This is a genomic window from Neorhizobium tunisiense (genome assembly GCF_039631515.1).
In the GTDB taxonomy this organism is placed as follows: domain Bacteria; phylum Pseudomonadota; class Alphaproteobacteria; order Rhizobiales; family Rhizobiaceae; genus Neorhizobium.
Window position 1 is genome coordinate 225,532 of record NZ_JBDIUU010000002.1, and the last position, 17,537, is coordinate 243,068.

A 17,537-nucleotide genomic window follows, 5' to 3' on the forward strand; every position below is an offset into this window, starting at 1 on the left:
CTGGTCGATATGGGTATCTGGATCGACACCGACATGGGGTTCGACGACATCGCCGCGATCATGGTCGCCGCGCATGCGGGGCTCGGCATCGACGGTGTTTCGCTGGTCTATGGCAATGCGCCAATCGAACACGTCCGTAAAAACGCGGCCGGCGCGTCCTCCGCCTTCGTCTGGCCGTTCCCGGTGCATGTCGGCCGCGCCGCGCCGGTTCTCGGCAGATTGGAAACCGCGACCAACGTGCTTGGCCAGACCGGCATCCCGACCGTGGGCCAGGCCCTGCCGGAAGCACCGGACGCATTCCACGTAGATGCGTTCGAAGCACTCTGCGCCTGGCTCGAAAAGGGCAAGGGTGATGGTGAGGAGGCGGGTGAACGCCGGATCATGGCGCTCGGCCCGCTTACCAATATCGCGGCGGTGGCACTCGCCCGGCCGGATCTTGCGGCCAAGATCACCGATCTCACCTGGATGGGCGGCGGTGTCACCACCGGCAACCATACGGCATCCGCCGAGTTCAACGCCTTTGCCGACCCGGAAGCGCTGGCGATCGTGCTCGCCCACAAGATCCCGTTGCGGATGGTCGACCTCGACCTCTGCCGCAAGGTTCTCTGCGCGCCGGACGACGTCGCGCCGATCCGGGCGGCGGGCGGGCGCAATGCGGAGCTGGTCGCGGATCTTCTCGCCGGTTTCGTCGCCATCGCCACCAGCCGCGGTCGCCCGGCCATGGCGCTCTACGATGCGGTCGCAGCCGTTGCCTTCGTCTTTCCCGAACATGTCGCCTGGCGCGAGGCGCGCCTCGATGTCGAACTTTCCGGCACGCTGACGCGAGGCCGGACCGTCGTCGAGACGCGCGCCGGCCGGGGCGAATTCAATGCTGCCTATGGCGTCGAGATCGACGTGGAGAAGGCGAGAGCCATCATTCTTGAAACACTGCGGGCAGAGGCAAGCTGGTGAAGAGTATCATCTCGAGCGTACAGGAATTTACCGAACCGGCCTTACGTGACCGCGCCGTCACCGCCGCGCGCGGCGATGCGCCGTTCGACATCCTGATATCGGGCGGCACGCTGGTCGACATGGTGACGGGCGAATTACGCCTCGCCGATATCGGTCTCGTCGGGCCGGTAATCGCCAGCGTCCATGAGGCCGGTTCCCGTTTGGATGCCGCCGAGATCGTCGACGCGACGGGGACGTTCATGTCGCCCGGCCTCATCGACACGCATATGCATATCGAAAGCTCGATGGTGACGCCGGCGACCTATGCCGGCGCCGTGCTGCCGCGCGGCGTGACGACCATCGTCTGGGATCCGCATGAATTCGGCAACGTGCACGGGACCGAAGGCGTCGCCTGGGCGCTGGAGGCGGTGAAGCCGCTGCCTCTGCGCGCCGTGGTCCTGGCGCCGTCCTGCGTGCCGTCCGCGCCCGGCCTCGAAATGGCCGGCGCCGATTTCGACGCGGCGACGATCGAGGAAATGCTGTTCTGGCCGAAGATCGGCGGGCTTGCCGAGGTCATGAACATGCGCGGTGTCATCGACCGCGATCCGCGCATGAGTGGCATCGTGCAGGCGGCGCTGGTGTCGGAAAAGCTGGTCTGCGGCCACGCCCGCAGTCTGGCCGGGCCGGACCTCGCCGCCTTCATGGCGTCGGGCATCACCTCCGACCACGAGCTCGTCTCCGCCGCCGACCTGATGGCGAAGCTGCGTGCCGGACTGACCATAGAGATGCGCGGTTCGCACGATCACCTGCTGCCGGAATTCGTCGAGGCGCTCAACGCGCTCGGCCGTCTGCCGCAGACGGTGACGCTCTGCACCGACGACGTCTTCCCGGACGATCTCGTTGAGGGCGGCGGTCTCGACGACGTGGTGCGCCGGCTGGTGCGCTACGGGATGAAACCGGAATGGGCGCTGCAGGCGGCTACCCTGAACGCGTCGGCCCGCATTGGCCGCGCCGACCTTGGACTGATCGCCGTCGGTCGCCGGGCCGATATCGTCCTCTTCGAGGATCTCACGGATTTCCGTGCCCGCCATGTCTTTGCCAGCGGTACGCTGATCGCGCGTGACGGCGTCATGACCGTCGAACTTCCTACGACCGACCCCTGCGTCCTGCAGGATTCGGTCAAGCTCAAGCCGCTTCAGGCGGGGAATTTCAAGCTGCCCGCCGAGGGCCGCAAAGTCAGGCTGGCGACGATCGATCGTCCACGCTTCACGAACTGGGGGCAGACGGATGCGGATGTCGTCGATGGTTACGTGGTACCCCCGGAGGGCACGACGTTGATCGCCGTGACCCACCGCCACGGCCGGGCCGACAGCCGCACCCGTCTTGGGTTCTTGACTGGCTGGGGCACTTGGACGGGCGCATTCGCCACCACGCTCGCCCATGACAGCCATAACCTCACCGTCTTCGGGTCCGACCCGGCCGACATGGCAGCCGCCGCCAATGCGGTGATCGAAGCCGGCGGCGGCATGGCGGTTGCAACCGGCGGCAAGGTCGAAGTCCTGTTGCCGCTGCCTCTTTCCGGCCTTGTCTCCGAAGCGCCGATGCCGGAGGTTGCTGAGGGCTTCCGAGACATCCGCGCTGTCATGGACCGCATTGTCGACTGGCAACCGCCCTATCTCGTCTTCAAGGCCTGTTTCGGCGCGACGCTTGCCTGCAATCCCGGGCCGCACCAGACGGATCGCGGCATTGCCGATGTCGCCACCGGCAGGCTATTGGAATCGCCGATCCTCGAAATTCTCGAATAGGAAAAGCGAATGCAGCCGCATGATTTCTGGCAGGACGTCTACCCAATGGGTTCGTTCGAGCGGGCAGGGCCGTTTTCCGGCTTCTACCCGGCGACACTCGATGACGGCCGCCAGATCCGGTTGCCGATCCGGCCGCTGGCCGACGGCGAACATGCGCTGGCGTCGTTGATCGTCAACCAGGCGAGTTTCGACGTTCAGGACGTGCTTGCCGCCGATCTGGCGCCGAAGATCGCCGCCTTTCGCCCGGAAGTCATCGTCGGCCTGCCGACGCTCGGCCTGACGCTCGCCGCCGCCGTTGCGCGTGCCCTCGGCTACGCCCGTTACGTCCCGCTCGGGACCTCGCGAAAATTCTGGTACGACGAGAGCCTCTCGGTGCCACTTTCTTCGATCACCACTCCCGAACAGCAGAAACGCCTCTATGTCGATCCGCGCATGCTGCCGCTGATAAAGGGTAAACGCGTCGCGTTGATCGACGACGTGATTTCCAGCGGCACCTCGATCGTCTCCGGGCTCACGCTTATGGCCTCGCTCGGCATCGAGCCGGTGGTTATCGGCGCTGCCATGCTGCAGTCGGAGCGCTGGCACGACAAGCTCGATGCGTTCGGTCCGCAATGGCGGCCGCGGGTAGCGGGCGTTTTCAGGACTCCGATGCTGAAGAAGGCGGGCGAGGGGAACTGGACGGCCTGACGCGTTTTCCGGCTTGCGAAAGAGGATCGGCGGACTAGGATCGGCGCATTGCTCACCTTGGAACTTTCACAAGAAAATCGGGAATAGACTTCATGGAACTGGTGTTCGACGGCCATAACGACGTGCTCCTGCGGCTCTGGCGGAACATGAAGGCGGGCGGCGATCCGATCGCGGAGTTTGCCAAGGGCACGCAAGGCGGCCATATCGACGGGCCGCGTGCCAAGGCTGGCGGGCTCGCCGGTGGTCTCTGCGCCATCTATATCCCGTCCGGCGAACTGGTTCTGAAAGAACCCGATCAGAACGGCCATTACGTCACGCCGCTGTCTGTCCCGCTCGATCATCTTCCGTCGCTGACGACTGCGCTCGAAATGGCATCGATCGCGCTGCGACTCGACCGCGCCGGCGCCTGGCGGCTCTGCCGAACGACGGCGGAGGTTCGCAAGGCGATGGACGACGGCATCTTTGCCGCCGTCATGCACATGGAAGGCTGCGAGGCGATCGATCCGGATCTCGACAATCTCGAGGTCTTCTACGCCGCCGGGCTGCGTTCGCTCGGCCCGGTCTGGAGCCGCCACAACATTTTCGGCCATGGCGTGCCGTTTGCCTATCCGATGTCTCCCGACACCGGCCCCGGCCTTACCGACCATGGTTTCGAACTGGTCAGGGCCTGCAACACGCTCGGCATCCTGATCGATCTGGCGCATATCACCGAGAAGGGCTTCTGGGATGTGGCGAAGACCTCCGACCAGCCGTTGATCGCCAGCCATTCGAACGCGCATGCGCTGACGCCGGTCGCCCGCAACCTCACCGACCGCCAGCTTGACGCGGTCAAGGAGAGTGGCGGCCTCGTCGGCCTCAACTATGCCGTGACCATGCTGCGCCCCGACGGCCGCGACAATGTCGCGACGCCGCTTTCGGACATGGTGCGCCATATCGACCACATGGTGCAACGCATGGGCATCGATCACGTAGCGCTCGGATCGGACTTCGACGGCGCCTCGATTCCTGAAGAAATACATGATGCTGCGGGCAATCAAAATCTGGTTGCGGCGCTCAAGCGAGCGGGCTACGCTGACGCAGAGTTGAAAAAGCTATGCCGGGAAAACTGGCTCAGAGTTTTGGGGAAGGCCTGGCACGAATAGGCTTCTTTTCCAAAGTTCGAACGAACAAAAACAGGGGAACTTACATGATCCATTCGCTCAACAAGAACCTTCGAGTGTTGTCCACCAGCGTGGCACTCGGGCTGCTGCTATCGGTGGCACCGCAGGCCTTTGCCGCGACGCCGGCCGATACGCTCGTCGAAGGCTTTGCGATCGACGACATCATCACGATTGATCCGGGCGAAGCGTTCGAGTTGTCGACTGCCGAGATCACCGCCAATTGCTACAGCAAGCTCGTCATGCTGGACCCGGCGGATACCTCCAAGGTGATCGGCGACCTGGCCGAGAGCTGGACTACGTCTGGCGACGGCCTCACCTACACGTTCAAGCTGAAATCCGGCCTGAAATTCGCGTCCGGCAACCCGATCACCGCCGCCGATGTCGCCTATTCCTTCGAGCGCGCGGTCAAGCTCGACAAGTCGCCGGCCTTCCTGCTCACCCAATTCGGCCTGACGGGCGACAATGTCGCAGAAAAGGCGAAGGCCACCGACGATACGACCTTCGTATTCACCGTGGACAAGCCCTATGCCCCGAGCTTCGTGCTGAACGTGCTGACCGCCACGGTCGCTTCCGTCGTCGACAAGAAGGTCGTGATGGAACATGCCAAGAAGATGACGCCGAATGCCGACTACAAATACGACACGGATTTCGGCAATGAGTGGATGAAGACCGGCTATGCTGGCTCCGGGCCATACAAGACGATGGCCTGGCGCGCAAACGAAGCCGTCATCATGGAGGTCAACCCCAACTACTACGGCGAAAAACCGAAGCTGAAGCGGGTTATCTACCGTCACATGAAAGAAAGCTCGGGCCAGCGCCTGGCGCTTGAAAACGGCGATATCGACGTTGCCCGCAACCTCGAGCCGGGCGATCTCGATGCGGTTCAGAAGAAGAACGGCATCCGGCTCACGTCGGCACCCAAGGGCACTGTCTATTACTTCAGCCTCAACCAGAAGAACAAGAACCTGGCCAAGCCGGAAGTGATCGAAGCCTTCAAGTATCTTGTCGACTACGAGGCGATCGGTGCGACGCTGATCAAGGGCATCGGCGAGATCCACCAGACGTTCCTTCCCAAGGGCCAGCTCGGCGCGCTCAACGAAAATCCCTACAAGCTGGACGTGGCCAAGGCCAAGGAGTTGCTGGCAAAGGCAGGCTTCAAGGACGGCTTCACCGTGAGCATGGATGTGCGCAATAACCAGCCGGTGACCGGCATTGCCGAAAGCGTGCAGCAGACGCTGGCGCAAGCCGGCATCAAGCTCGAGATCATCCCCGGCGACGGCAAGCAGACGCTGACCAAATTCCGCGCCCGCACGCATGACATCTATATCGGCCAGTGGGGCTCGGATTATTTCGACCCGAACTCGAACGCCGAGACCTTCACGATCAACCCCGACAATTCGGACGGGGGCAAGACCAAGACGCTTGCCTGGCGCAATGCCTGGGAGGTTCCGAAGGAACTCTCTGACGCCGCCAAGGGTGCGCTGCTCGAAAAGGATGCCGGCAAGCGCGCCGCCATCTATGAAGACCTGCAGCGGAAGGTTCTGGCGCAGAGCCCGTTCGTCCTCATCTTCCAGCAGACGGAAGTCGCCGGCTATTCGCCCAAGCTCAAGAACTTCAAGCTTGGCCCGAGCTTCGATACGAACTTCGTCTATACGGTGTCGAAGGAATAGCCTGAAAGGCCGCTTCCTTGACCTTGATCGATACGACAGCCGCGACACGGCGCAGACGGCGCCGTGCATCGTCTTCCACAATGGCAGTGCTGCGGTTCATCGTGACCGCGGCCACCACATTCCTCGGCCTGCTTGCCGTCACCTTCTTTATCGGCCGCGTCGTGCCGATCGATCCGGCGCTCGCTATAGTGGGCGACCGGGCGCCGGCGCATGTCGTGGAGAGGGTGCGCGAAGAGCTGGGTCTCAATCTGCCGCTCTACCAGCAGTTCTGGATCTATCTCAAACAGGCCGTGACGGGTGATTTCGGTACGTCCGTGCTGACGACCAATCCTGTGATGGCCGATATCGCCCGGGTGTTCCCGGCGACGATCGAGCTTGCCACGATTGGCACGATCATCGGGGCGCTTATCGGCGTGCCGCTCGGGGTGCTGGCGGCGGTCAAGCGGGGAAGCATCGCCGACCAGATCGTTCGCGTGATCGGCCTGATCGGTTATTCCGTGCCGATCTTCTGGCTGGGCCTGCTGTCGCTGGTGCTCTTTTATGCACGCCTCAACTGGGTTGCCTATCCGGGCCGCATCGACATCGTCTACGAATACACGTTCACGCCGATTACCGGCTTCTACCTTCTGGACGCCATCTGGCAGGGCCAGTGGGACGTCGCCTGGGACCTGTTCCGTCACATCATCCTGCCAGGGTCGCTGCTCGGTTATTTCTCGCTTGCCTATATCAGCCGTATGACCCGCTCCTTCATGCTGAACGAGCTGTCGCAGGAATATGTGGTTGCGGGGCGGGCCAAAGGCCTGTCGGAGACGCGGATCATCTGGTTCCACGCATTGCGCAATGCGGCAGTGCCGCTGGTGACGGTCATCGCACTGTCCTATGCGGGTCTGCTCGAGGGGTCGGTGTTGACGGAAACCATCTTCTCCTGGCCAGGGCTCGGCCTCTACATCACCAATTCGCTGCAGAATGCCGACATGAACGCCGTGCTCGGCGGCACGATCGCCATTGGCGTCGTTTTCGTCAGCATCAATCTCTTCTCCGACCTTCTGTATCGGACGCTTGACCCCAGGACACGAAACCGATGAGCCGGCCCTCAATCGCCCTGGACGAGACCCCAAAACCCTATAGCCGCGAGTGGCTGCTGTCCGACCGGCCCGCTTCGCGCCGCCAGGCCCAGCTTGGCCGCGCCTATGTGATCTGGCGCCGGTTCGCGGAGAACCGACTTGCCCTCTTGGGCCTCGTCATCATCGTGCTACTGCTGGTGGTTGCGGCGCTTGCCGACGTGCTGGCGCCCCATAACCCGGTGCAGGGCGATCTCATGAATGCCCGCCTTCTGCCGCCCGGTACACCCGGTTACCTGCTCGGCACCGACGACCAGGGCCGGGACATTCTCTCCCGTCTCATCTACGGCTCGAGGCTGACCCTGCTGGTCGTGGCGCTTGTGGCGATCATCGCCGCACCCATCGGCCTGATCGTCGGCACGGTTTCCGGTTATGCCGGCGGCTGGATCGATGCGGTGCTGATGCGGATCACCGACATTTTTCTTGCCTTTCCGAAGCTGGTGCTGGCGCTGGCGCTGGTTGCGGCCCTCGGTCCCGGCATCGAGAATGCGATCCTCGCGATCGCCGTCACCTCCTGGCCGCCCTATGCGCGCATCGCCCGCGCCGAGACGATGACCTTCCGCAATTCGGAATTCATCTCGGCGGTGAAGCTGATGGGGGCATCTCCCTTCCGTATCGTGCTGCGCCACGTCATGCCGCTCTGTCTCTCGTCGCTGATCGTGCGTGTCACGCTCGACATGGCCGGCATCATCCTCACCGCCGCAGGCCTTGGTTTCCTCGGCCTCGGCGCCCAGCCGCCGCTTCCCGAATGGGGCGCGATGATCGCGTCCGGCCGCCGCTTCATCCTCGATCAATGGTGGGTCGCCGCCATGCCGGGTGTCGCGATCCTGATCGTCAGCCTCGGCTTCAACCTGCTCGGTGACGGCCTGCGTGATGCGCTCGATCCGAAGGAGGCAGGCCAATGACAACGCCAGCCAAGCCGCTTCTGACGGTGGAAGATCTGCGCGTCACCTTTCCGACCCGTACCGGCGACGTGCAGGCCGTGCGCGGCGTCTCCTTTGCGCTGGGCCGTGAACGGCTCGGCATCGTCGGGGAATCCGGTTCCGGAAAATCGCAGACCGGCCGCGCGATCATGGGCCTGACCCCCGGGCATGCGAAGATCACGGCCCGCAAGCTCGCCTTCGGCGACCGGGACCTGCTGACCATGTCGGCGCGTGAGCGACGGCATTTGCGCGGCAAGCAGGTGGCGATGATCCTGCAGGATCCGAAATATTCGCTGAACCCGGTGATGACCATCGGCCGGCAGATCGTCGAAACGCTGAAAACGCATGAGCGGATATCGACCTCGGCGGCCAAGGCCCGGGCGCTCGCCATGCTGGAGGCCGTGCAGATCAACGATCCCGAGCGGGTCTTTTCGCTCTATCCGCACGAGGTATCCGGCGGCATGGGCCAGCGGGCAATGATCGCCATGATGCTGGTCTGCGGCCCGGAACTCTTGATCGCCGATGAGCCGACCTCTGCGCTCGACGTCACCGTGCAGCTCGAAGTGCTGGATATCCTCGACAAGCTGGTGGCCGATCGCGGCATGGGGCTGATCTTCATCTCCCACGATCTCAGGCTCGTCTCTTCCTTCTGCGACCGCGTCATCGTCATGTATGCCGGCCGGATCGTCGAGGAACTGCCTGCCGCCAACCTGGCCGATGCGCAGCATCCTTATACGCGCGGGCTCTTGAACTGCCTGCCGACCATCGGTTCGGACCGGCATCCGCTGCCCATGCTCGATCGCAAGCCGGAGTGGGCGCTATGACATCGGCTCTTTCCATCCGCGACATGGTCGTCACATACGATGAGTTTGCAGCACTCGATCATGTGAACTTCGATATCGGCACGGGCGAATCCTTCGGCATCGTCGGCGAATCCGGGTCCGGCAAGTCGACCCTTTTGCGTGCAGTCTCGGGCCTTGTCTCCTTCGACCAGGGCACGCTCAGTGTCAACGGCCGCCCCTATTCCGGCGGCAAGCGCGACAAGGAATTCTACCGCACCGTCCAGATGGTGTTCCAGGACCCCTATGGCTCGCTGCATCCGCGCCAGACGGTCGACCGCCTGCTGCTGGAACCGCTCGTCATCCACGGTTTCACCGATATCGAGACGCGCATCAACCGGGCGCTTGACGAAGTGGGCCTCGGATCGGGTTTCCGGTTTCGTTATTCGCACCAGCTCTCCGGCGGCCAGCGACAGCGTATCGCGATCGCCCGGGCGCTGATCGTGGAGCCGAAGATCCTGCTTCTCGACGAGCCGACCTCAGCGCTGGATGCCTCGATCCAGGCGGAAATTTTGAACCTGCTCGAACAGGCGCGTCGCGACCGCAACCTCACTTTCGTGATGGTCAGCCACGATCTCGGCGTCATCAGCCATATGTGCGAACGGCTGGCGGTGATGAAAACCGGCAAGGTTGTCGAGACGGTGCCGCGGAAAGCGCTGGAAAATCGCGAATTTTCCGCCGATTATACCCGCCAACTGCTCGTCGCCAGCGAAGGTTTCCGCCGAGGCTGACGGGTGTCTTGATATTCCGTATGTCGTTATCCCGAAATCGGTCCCCGCTTTCGGGCGACATGCTTCAGCCGGCAGGATCGCATGCAGCTTCGGGCGCTTATGTATTTCGACGAACTGGTCCGCACCAATTCGATGCGGGCGGCAGCCGAGAATCTCAACGTGGCGGCGACCGCGGTCTCCCGGCAGATCGAGAATCTCGAACATTATTTCGGGACGCCGCTCGTCGAGCGCAGCAATCGCGGCATCAAGCTGACGGCGGCCGGCGAGCTGCTGGCGGCGCGGGCAGGGCGGACGCTGCGCGAACTCGAACACGTGCACCAACTGATCGACGACCTGCAGGGCCTGCAGCGCGGCAAGGTGGTGATCTATGCAAACGGCGCGACGGTCGCCAACTTGATCGCCCCGGTGCTTGCGGAATTCAGCCTTCGTTATCCGAAGCTGCGTTTCGAGGTGGCGATCACCAGCGCCCGCGAGGCGGTGGAGGCGCTCGCCGCCGCCGAGGCCGATCTGGTCGTGACGCTGTTTGCGCCAAAGATATCCGGGGTGAAGGTGCGGCTGCGCTCCGAGATCACCTATGACGTCATCATGGCGGCCGACCATCCGTCCGCCGCCGCAAGTGAACTGACGTTGCGCGATCTCGTCCGCATGCCGCTCGCGCTGCCGGACAAGAATTTCGGGGCACGGCAGGCCTTCGAGGAGCTGTTCACCAAGGACGGGCTGGAACTCGATCCGGTTTTCGTCACCGGCTCCCTGGAAATGCTGAAGGAGCTGGTATTGCGCCGAGCGGCGGTGACGCTTTTGCCGGCGCTTGCGGTGCAGCGGGAAATCGATGCCGGCCAGCTGGCCGCGGTGCCGATCGTCGCCGGCAAGGCGGTGCGCACGCCGATCGATCTCTGCGTCGCGCCCGACCGCCAGCTCTCGTTTGCGGCGGGCAAGCTGGTCGATTTCATCGAACGCTTCATGCGCGGTGCCGACGCGCGCAAATCGGCGCCTAAGAGAGCATCTGCTTAAATGTGTTGGTGTAGCGTTTTCGGCTACACAGAGCACACAAAATTCTGCATTGTGTGTGCACCTGCGAAATGACACACTTTTGGCAATCGACGATCCCGCAGGTGCCGATCAGGCGGGTCTCGTTCCAAAAAAAAGGGGATGACGGATGGGCAGGATGACGCTTTTGGGCTCTGCTACGATATTGAAGAGTGCAGCTTTTGGCCTTGCGATGAGCACGGGCCTGCTTTTGAGCCAGACGGGCGCCGAGGCGGCGGCGAAGACCGCGATCACAGTCGGCATGGCAATCGAGCCGGCCGGGCTTGATCCTACGGTTGCGGCACCAGTCGCGATCGGCCAGGTGACCTGGCAGAACATTTTCGAGGGTTTGACGACCATCGACAAGGACGGCAAGATCAAGCCGCAGCTTGCCGAAAGCTGGCAGATCTCTCCGGATGGCCTGACCTACACGTTCAAGCTCCGCCAGGGCGTCAAGTTCCACAATGGCGTCGCCTTCGACAGTTCGGTCGCCAAGTTCTCGATCGACCGCGCCCGTGGCGCGGATTCCGTCAACCCGCAGAAGCGTTATTTCGCCTCGATCGACACTGTCGAAACGCCGGATGCTTCGACGCTTGTCCTGAAGCTCAAGCAGCCGGCCGGAAGCCTGCTCTACTGGCTCGGCTGGCCGTCATCGACGATTGTCGAGCCGAAATCGGCCGCCGACAACAAGACGACCCCGATCGGCACCGGCCCCTTCAAGTTCGTCAGCTGGTCGAAAGGCTCCAAGGTCGATCTCGCCAAGAATGCGGACTATTGGAACAAGGCCGTCTCGCTGAAGCTCGATACCGCCGCCTTCCGCTTCATCAGCGATCCGCAGGCCCAGGCCGCGGCGCTGAAGGCCGGCGACGTTGATGCCTTCCCGGAATTCGGGGCACCTGAACTGATCAAGTCCTTCGAGGGCGACAAGCGGCTGACGACCGTCATCGGCAATACCGAGCTCAAGGTCGTCGCCGGCATGAACAATACCCGCAAGCCGTTCAGCGACAAGAAGGTCCGCCAGGCCCTGATGATGGCCGTCGATCGCGCCACTGTCGTCGAGGGCGCATGGTCCGGTTTCGGCACGCCGATCGGCAGCCACTACACGCCGAACGACCGCGGCTACAAGGACCTGACCGGCGTCTATCCTTACGACGCCGCCAAGGCGAAGGCGCTGCTCGCCGAGGCCGGCTTCCCGAACGGCTTCACCTTCACCATCAAGGCGCCGCAGATGGCCTATGCGCAGCGCACTTCGCAGGTTCTGCAGGCGATGTTTGCAGAAATCGGGGTGACGATGAACATCGAGACCACCGAATTCCCGGCGAAATGGGTGGCCGACGTGCTGAAGGCCGCCGACTACGACATGACCATCGTCGCCCACGCAGAGCCGATGGACATCGACATCTATTCCCGCGACCCCTACTACTTCAACTACAAGAACCCGGCCTTCAACGAGGTGCTGAAAAAGGTCGAGATGACCTCCGATGCCGCCGGACAGGAAAAGCTCTACGGCGAGGCACAGACCATTCTCGCCAACGACGTGCCGTCGCTGTTCCTGTTCGTGATGCCGAAGCTCGGGGTGTGGGACGGCAAGGTGAAGGGGCTTTGGGAAAACGAACCGATCCCCTCGAACGTGCTCACGGATGTTTATTGGGTAGAGTGAAGTTCCAGCTATGAATCGGAGTAGGGCGCGTGCGGCATACCGATCTCCCCCCTTGCGGGGGAGATGCCCGGCAGGGCAGAGGGGGGTGCTGCGACATACTCTTCGACAATTGAGTTCGCGGCGTCACCCCCCTCTGTCATCTCCGATGACGTCTCCCCCGCAAGGGGGGAGACCAGTGGAAGCGCGCCGCCCATGATCTCCATCCTCATCCGCCGTACCTTGAGCCTCGCCATCACGCTGCTCGTCGTCTCGTTGCTGATCTTCACCGTCATGGACCTGCTGCCCGGCGATCCGGCGGCGATCATGCTCGGTACCTCGGCGAGTCCGGAAACGCTCGCCGCGCTGCAGAAGCAGTTGGGTCTCGACCAGCCGCTGCCGGTGCGTTACCTCGCCTGGCTCGGAGGGGTCTTCCGGGGCGATCTGGGGCAGTCCTATACCTATGGCGTGCCGGTCGCGGGGCTGATTGCGGAGCGCCTCGCGGTCACGCTGCCGCTGGCGCTGATCGCCATTGTCCTCTCGGTCGCGGTCGCCATCCCGCTCGGGGTGCAGGCGGCGCGCAAGCACAACGGGCTTTTTGATTTCGTCGCAGGCCTGTTCTCCTATATCAGCATCGCAGTGCCGGCCTTCTGGGTCGGGCTGCTGCTGATCATCCTGTTCTCGACCATGCTTGGCTGGATGCCGGCCGGCGGATTTCCCGGCTGGGACGCGGGGCTTGTTGCTGGCCTCAAGGCGCTCCTCCTGCCGGCGGTGGCGCTCGCCTTGCCGCAGGCCGGGGTGCTGACCCGCGTGGCGCGCGCGGCGGTGCTCGAGGTGATGAACGAGGATTTCGTGCGTACCGCCCGCGCCAAGGGCCTGAGCGAGGGCGTCGCCATCTGGCGGCATGCGGTGCCGAATGCGCTGGTGCCGGTCTTCACCATGCTCGGCCTGCAATTCACCTTCCTGATCGCCGGCGCAGTGCTGGTCGAGAACGTCTTCAACCTGCCGGGGCTCGGGCGGCTGGCCTATCAGGCGCTCTCCCAGCGCGACATTATCGTCATGCAGGATGTCGTCCTGTTCTTCTCGGCCCTGGTGATCCTGATGAATTTCCTGGTCGACCTCGCCTATCTGGTTGTCGATCCGCGCCTCAGGGCCAATGCACAATGAGGCGGGGCGCAATGAGGAAAACCCTTCGCCGCCCCGTCTTCTTCATCGGGTTCGTCATCACGCTGGCGCTGTTTGCAGTGGCGCTCCTGTCGCTCGTCTGGACGCCGTTTCCGCCGACCAAGATGAACATCGTCCATAAGCTGAAGGCACCACTCGACTTCGGTCTCCTCGGTACCGACCAGTTCGGCCGCGACGTGGCCTCGATGCTGATGGTCGGTGCCTGGAATTCGCTGTCGACCTCCATCCTCGCCGTGCTTCTCGGCGCAAGCGTCGGCACGGCCATTGGCGTCGTCGTCGCCATGCGGCGAGGCTGGCTGGAACTCGTCGTCATGCGCGGCTGCGACATCATCTTCGCGGTTCCGCCAATTCTCTCGGCGATGATGCTCGGCGCCTTCATCGGATCGGGCCGGTTCACGGCGATCATTGCCATCGGCACCTTCATGGTGCCGGTCTTCGCGCGGCTCGCTCTCGGTGCAGCGCTGCAGATCTGGACGCGGGACTATGTCACCGCCGCCGTCAGCATGGGCCGGCCGAAAGCCAAGATCACGCTCGTGCATGTGCTGCCGAACATCTCCAACCAGATTATCGTGCAAATAACGATCCAGCTTGGCCTCGCTATCCTGACCGAAGCCGGCCTCTCCTTCCTCGGCCTCGGCATGCCGCCGCCGACGCCCACCTGGGGGCGGATGCTGGCCGACGCGCAGACCTTCCTCGGGCAGGCGCCCTGGCTGGCGCTGATGCCGGGGCTCGCCATCGCGCTTGCCGTGCTCGGCCTCAATATGCTGGGAGACGGCCTGCGCGATCTTCTCGATCCCCGCGACAATTCCTGATTTCGAAACGAAGATATTGCCATGAATGACCTGCTGAAATTGACGATCCGAGAATTGCTCGATCTCTATTCGACCAAGAAGTTGTCGCCCTCGGAATACTGGCTGGCGGTCGAGGATCGTGTCGCCGCCTTCGAACCGCATGTGCAGGCGCTCTACCTCTACGATCCCGAGAGTGCGCGGGCGCAGGCCGCTGCCTCCACCGATCGCTGGATGAAGGGCGCAACGCTCGGCGCGCTGGACGGCATTCCGGTGACGTTGAAAGAGTTGATCGCCACCAAGGGCCAGCCGGTGCCGCTCGGCACGGCGGCGGTCGAACTCACGCCCGCCGCCGAGGATGCGCCGATTGCCGCGCGGATGCGGGAGGACGGCGCGGTGATCTTTGCCAAGACCACATGCCCGGATTACGGCATGCTCTCCTCCGGCCTGTCGAGTTTCCACCACCTCAGCCGCAATCCGTGGGACCTGACCCAAAACCCCGGCGGTTCGAGCGCCGGCGCGTCGGCGGCCGGTGCGGCTGGTTTTGGCCCGTTGCATATCGGCACCGATATCGGCGGCTCGGTGCGTTTGCCGGCCGGTTGGACCGGGTTGTTCGGCTTCAAGCCGAGCCAGGGCCGCATCCCGGTCGATCCCTATTATGTCGGCCGCTGCGCCGGGCCGATGACCCGCACCGTCGGGGATGCCGCGTTTTCCATGGCGACGCTGTCGCGTCCGGACTGGCGGGACGGGACTTCGCTGCCCCCCAACGATTTCGACTGGCTGGATTTCGACGTGGATGTGAAGGGTTTGAAGATCGGCCTGATGCTCGATGCAGGCATCGGCCTTGCCGTCGATGAGGAGGTCCGCGATGCGGTCTTGGCCGCCGCCAGACGTTTCGAGGAGGCGGGCGCGACCGTCATTCCGGTCGAACCGGTCATGACCCGCGTCATGCTCGATGGTCTCGACAATTTCTGGCGCTCGCGGTTCTGGGGCGACATCGAGAAGATGCCGGAGGAGCGGCGGGCGCTGATCCTTCCCTATATCTATCAGTGGGCAGAAGGCGGCACTTACATTTCCGGTGTCGAGGCGGTGCGCGGCTTTAACCAGACGATCGAGATGCGCAAGGCCTGCGGAAAGCTGTTCACCACCGTCGATGCGGTGATCTCGCCGACCAATCCGATCGTTTCCTATCCGGCGGAATGGGCGTCGCCGACCAACGATCCCGCCAAACCTTTCGAGCATATCGGCTTCACGGTGCCGTGGAACATGTCGGAACAGCCGGCCTCGTCGATCAATTGCGGTTTCTCGAAATCCGGCATGCCGATCGGCCTGCAGATCGTCGGCCCACGCTACGACGATCTGCTCGTGCTGAAACTCTCCAGGGCCTTCGAGCAATGGACCGGCGGGATTTCCGCCTGGCCGGAGCCGCCGGGCGCCTGAGTTTTCCAACCTTTCGGGTGATTTCTGCTTCGGTGCGACCGCGCTGGGGAACAATCGCGCTTTTGCTGCGTTCAACGGCGGCAAAGGACCGTGAAGCGGGTAGCGTGTGCCGCTCGCTCGGGAAGACCGATCCCGTTTCACGTTTCCGTCGCCGTTGATTTCGCGCAAAGCCTTCCGCGGCGCGCATCCTCTAAGGTCCGCAAAACAGGAGATCCGATATGCCCGCAGCCAATCCCACGACCGACTTCGCCCGCAACGGCACAGGCCAGAATTCGTCAGCCAGCAAGGATGTCGAAGCCCAGATCCAGCAGCTCCGGGACGATATCGCAGCGCTTACCCGCAGCGTTGCCGCGGTCGGCACCGAGAAGGCCAGCGAATACAAGGGCAAGGCTCGTCGCGTCGCCAGCGACGCCGCCGATGCCTCGATGCAGATGGTGGAAGCTGCGCGCGATCAGGCGTTGTCGATGGAAAGGGACCTGGAGCGTCAGATTCGCACCAACCCTATCCAGGCCGTCGCCATCGCAGCCGGCGTCGGCTTCCTCTTCGCGCTGCTGACGCGCCGCTGATGATGGCAGGACTTGGTCCCCTGTTGGCTTCGCTCGCCGCGATGGATGTCGCGGCGTTCACGCGCAGGCTCAAAAGAAACGCGGCCCTCTACGCGCTGGTGCTGCTTTTCCTGCTGACCGCCTACGGGTTGCTGGTGGCGGCGCTTGCCGTCTATCTCGCCGGCATATGGGGGGCGCCGATGGCGTTGCTGGCAGTCGCCGGCGGCGCGCTTGTGCTGGCACTCGCCGTCTATCTGTGGATCGTGATCGCCAACGGTGCCGAACAGCGCCGCAAACGGGAAGCCGCAGCCTCCAACAGTTCCAAGGCGCTGATGATGACGGCGGCTCTGACGGCATTGCCGCTGCTCATCAAATCCCGCCCGCTGCTGCTCGTCGCGGTGGTCGGCGGCCTTGGCTTCCTCGCAACGAAGACCCTGGGCGCCTCGGGTCGCCGTGATTCCGAGCCGGCCGAGTAAGCAAATCTTGCCGCACGGCCATATCAACGACCGCCTGCCTTTGCGCGGGCGGTCGCACTCCGCGATCTTCCAAGGTCTCCCCCCGACGAAAGAAGGCTCCCGCGAACAATAGTGGGCGTCCTGTGTCTTTTGTAAATGACCACGGGCTCTCTCGATGATCTAGCCGAATTTCGTTGTGGAAATTTGGGCGGACCTTGTTGTTGCGAATCCTCGTTGTCGATCGGGAGTTTCTGGTGGCCATGGAAGTGGAGACCGTGCTCGCCGAGGCGTTTTCCTGTGAGGTTAAGGTCGCAACGCCGCGCACCTATGCAATGGATCTGGAGCAAGGCCTGTTCGACGTCGTGGTCATCGATTCAGCCCTGATCCGCGGGGAGAGCGAGGATGTCGCGCTTCGATTGAGAGCCTGCGGGGCGGGACTGGTTTTCACCACGCTCAGTGCTGCGGATATGGAGGGTGTCAAAGGCTGGGAAGGAGTAACCGTCGTCGCCAAGCCGTTCAACGACCACCATCTCGTCGCCGCCGTCAAAAACGCCGCCCGGCTGTGAGCGGCGTCTTTCGAGTTTGGAGTTTAGAGG

17 protein-coding genes are annotated in these 17,537 nt (G+C 63.3%); all 17 read left to right on the forward strand.

Annotated elements, in window-relative coordinates; translation table 11 throughout:
* Positions 1-9: 9 nt before the first annotated feature.
* The 17 genes from ABCW43_RS10155 to ABCW43_RS10235 all read left to right on the forward strand — a co-directional run bounded on the left by ABCW43_RS10155 (position 10) and on the right by ABCW43_RS10235 (position 17,507).
* Positions 10-951 carry a nucleoside hydrolase gene (locus ABCW43_RS10155; RefSeq protein WP_345923799.1) on the forward strand — a complete coding sequence of 314 codons (942 nt, stop codon included), beginning with the start codon at positions 10-12 and terminating at the stop codon, positions 949-951.
* Positions 948-2,735, forward strand: a complete 1,788-nt coding sequence (locus tag ABCW43_RS10160) for an adenine deaminase (protein WP_345923801.1) — start codon at positions 948-950, stop codon at positions 2,733-2,735. The genes ABCW43_RS10155 and ABCW43_RS10160 overlap by 4 nt, the downstream gene beginning before the upstream one ends.
* A 9-nt stretch (positions 2,736-2,744) precedes the next feature.
* Positions 2,745-3,422: a phosphoribosyltransferase gene (locus tag ABCW43_RS10165; protein WP_345923803.1), complete on the forward strand. Its 678-nt coding sequence runs from the start codon at positions 2,745-2,747 to the stop codon at positions 3,420-3,422.
* 92 nt (positions 3,423-3,514) lie between these two features.
* The gene (locus ABCW43_RS10170) at positions 3,515-4,564 is read left to right on the forward strand and encodes a dipeptidase (RefSeq protein ID WP_345923805.1); all 1,050 of its coding nucleotides are present in this window, start codon (positions 3,515-3,517) and stop codon (positions 4,562-4,564) included.
* A 44-nt stretch (positions 4,565-4,608) separates the two neighbouring features.
* Positions 4,609-6,252 (forward strand): ABC transporter substrate-binding protein, encoded by a 1,644-nt coding sequence (locus tag ABCW43_RS10175; protein ID WP_345923807.1) that lies wholly within the window; start codon positions 4,609-4,611, stop codon positions 6,250-6,252.
* Between the two features lie 80 nt (positions 6,253-6,332).
* Positions 6,333-7,337: an ABC transporter permease gene (locus ABCW43_RS10180; protein ID WP_445738938.1), complete on the forward strand. Its 1,005-nt coding sequence runs from the start codon at positions 6,333-6,335 to the stop codon at positions 7,335-7,337.
* Positions 7,334-8,278, forward strand: a complete 945-nt coding sequence (locus tag ABCW43_RS10185; protein ID WP_345923811.1) for an ABC transporter permease — start codon at positions 7,334-7,336, stop codon at positions 8,276-8,278. Before ABCW43_RS10180 ends, ABCW43_RS10185 begins: the two co-directional genes overlap by 4 nt.
* Positions 8,275-9,120 (forward strand): ABC transporter ATP-binding protein, encoded by an 846-nt coding sequence (locus tag ABCW43_RS10190; protein WP_345923813.1) that lies wholly within the window; start codon positions 8,275-8,277, stop codon positions 9,118-9,120. Before ABCW43_RS10185 ends, ABCW43_RS10190 begins: the two co-directional genes overlap by 4 nt.
* Positions 9,117-9,866: an ABC transporter ATP-binding protein gene (locus ABCW43_RS10195; protein ID WP_345923815.1), complete on the forward strand. Its 750-nt coding sequence runs from the start codon at positions 9,117-9,119 to the stop codon at positions 9,864-9,866. Before ABCW43_RS10190 ends, ABCW43_RS10195 begins: the two co-directional genes overlap by 4 nt.
* 81 nt (positions 9,867-9,947) lie before the next feature.
* On the forward strand, positions 9,948-10,877 hold the full coding sequence (locus tag ABCW43_RS10200) for a LysR family transcriptional regulator (protein ID WP_345923817.1): 930 nt from the start codon (positions 9,948-9,950) through the stop codon (positions 10,875-10,877).
* A gap of 154 nt (positions 10,878-11,031) precedes the next feature.
* Positions 11,032-12,552: an ABC transporter substrate-binding protein gene (locus ABCW43_RS10205; protein WP_445738922.1), complete on the forward strand. Its 1,521-nt coding sequence runs from the start codon at positions 11,032-11,034 to the stop codon at positions 12,550-12,552.
* Between the two features lie 192 nt (positions 12,553-12,744).
* Positions 12,745-13,695, forward strand: coding sequence for an ABC transporter permease (locus tag ABCW43_RS10210; RefSeq protein WP_345923821.1), 951 nt, complete (start codon positions 12,745-12,747; stop codon positions 13,693-13,695).
* 11 nt (positions 13,696-13,706) lie between these two features.
* A complete protein-coding gene (locus tag ABCW43_RS10215) occupies positions 13,707-14,525 on the forward strand; it encodes an ABC transporter permease (protein ID WP_345923823.1) in 819 nt (272 codons plus the stop codon).
* Between the two features lie 21 nt (positions 14,526-14,546).
* Positions 14,547-15,941, forward strand: a complete 1,395-nt coding sequence (locus ABCW43_RS10220; protein ID WP_345923825.1) for an amidase — start codon at positions 14,547-14,549, stop codon at positions 15,939-15,941.
* Positions 15,942-16,159: 218 nt separating this feature from the next.
* Positions 16,160-16,507 carry an ElaB/YgaM/YqjD family protein gene (locus tag ABCW43_RS10225; protein WP_345923827.1) on the forward strand — a complete coding sequence of 116 codons (348 nt, stop codon included), beginning with the start codon at positions 16,160-16,162 and terminating at the stop codon, positions 16,505-16,507.
* Positions 16,508-16,530: 23 nt separating this feature from the next.
* Positions 16,531-16,962, forward strand: a complete 432-nt coding sequence (locus ABCW43_RS10230) for a hypothetical protein (RefSeq protein WP_345923829.1) — start codon at positions 16,531-16,533, stop codon at positions 16,960-16,962.
* Between the two features lie 200 nt (positions 16,963-17,162).
* Positions 17,163-17,507, forward strand: a complete 345-nt coding sequence (locus tag ABCW43_RS10235) for a hypothetical protein (protein WP_345923831.1) — start codon at positions 17,163-17,165, stop codon at positions 17,505-17,507.
* Positions 17,508-17,537 lie beyond the last annotated feature (30 nt).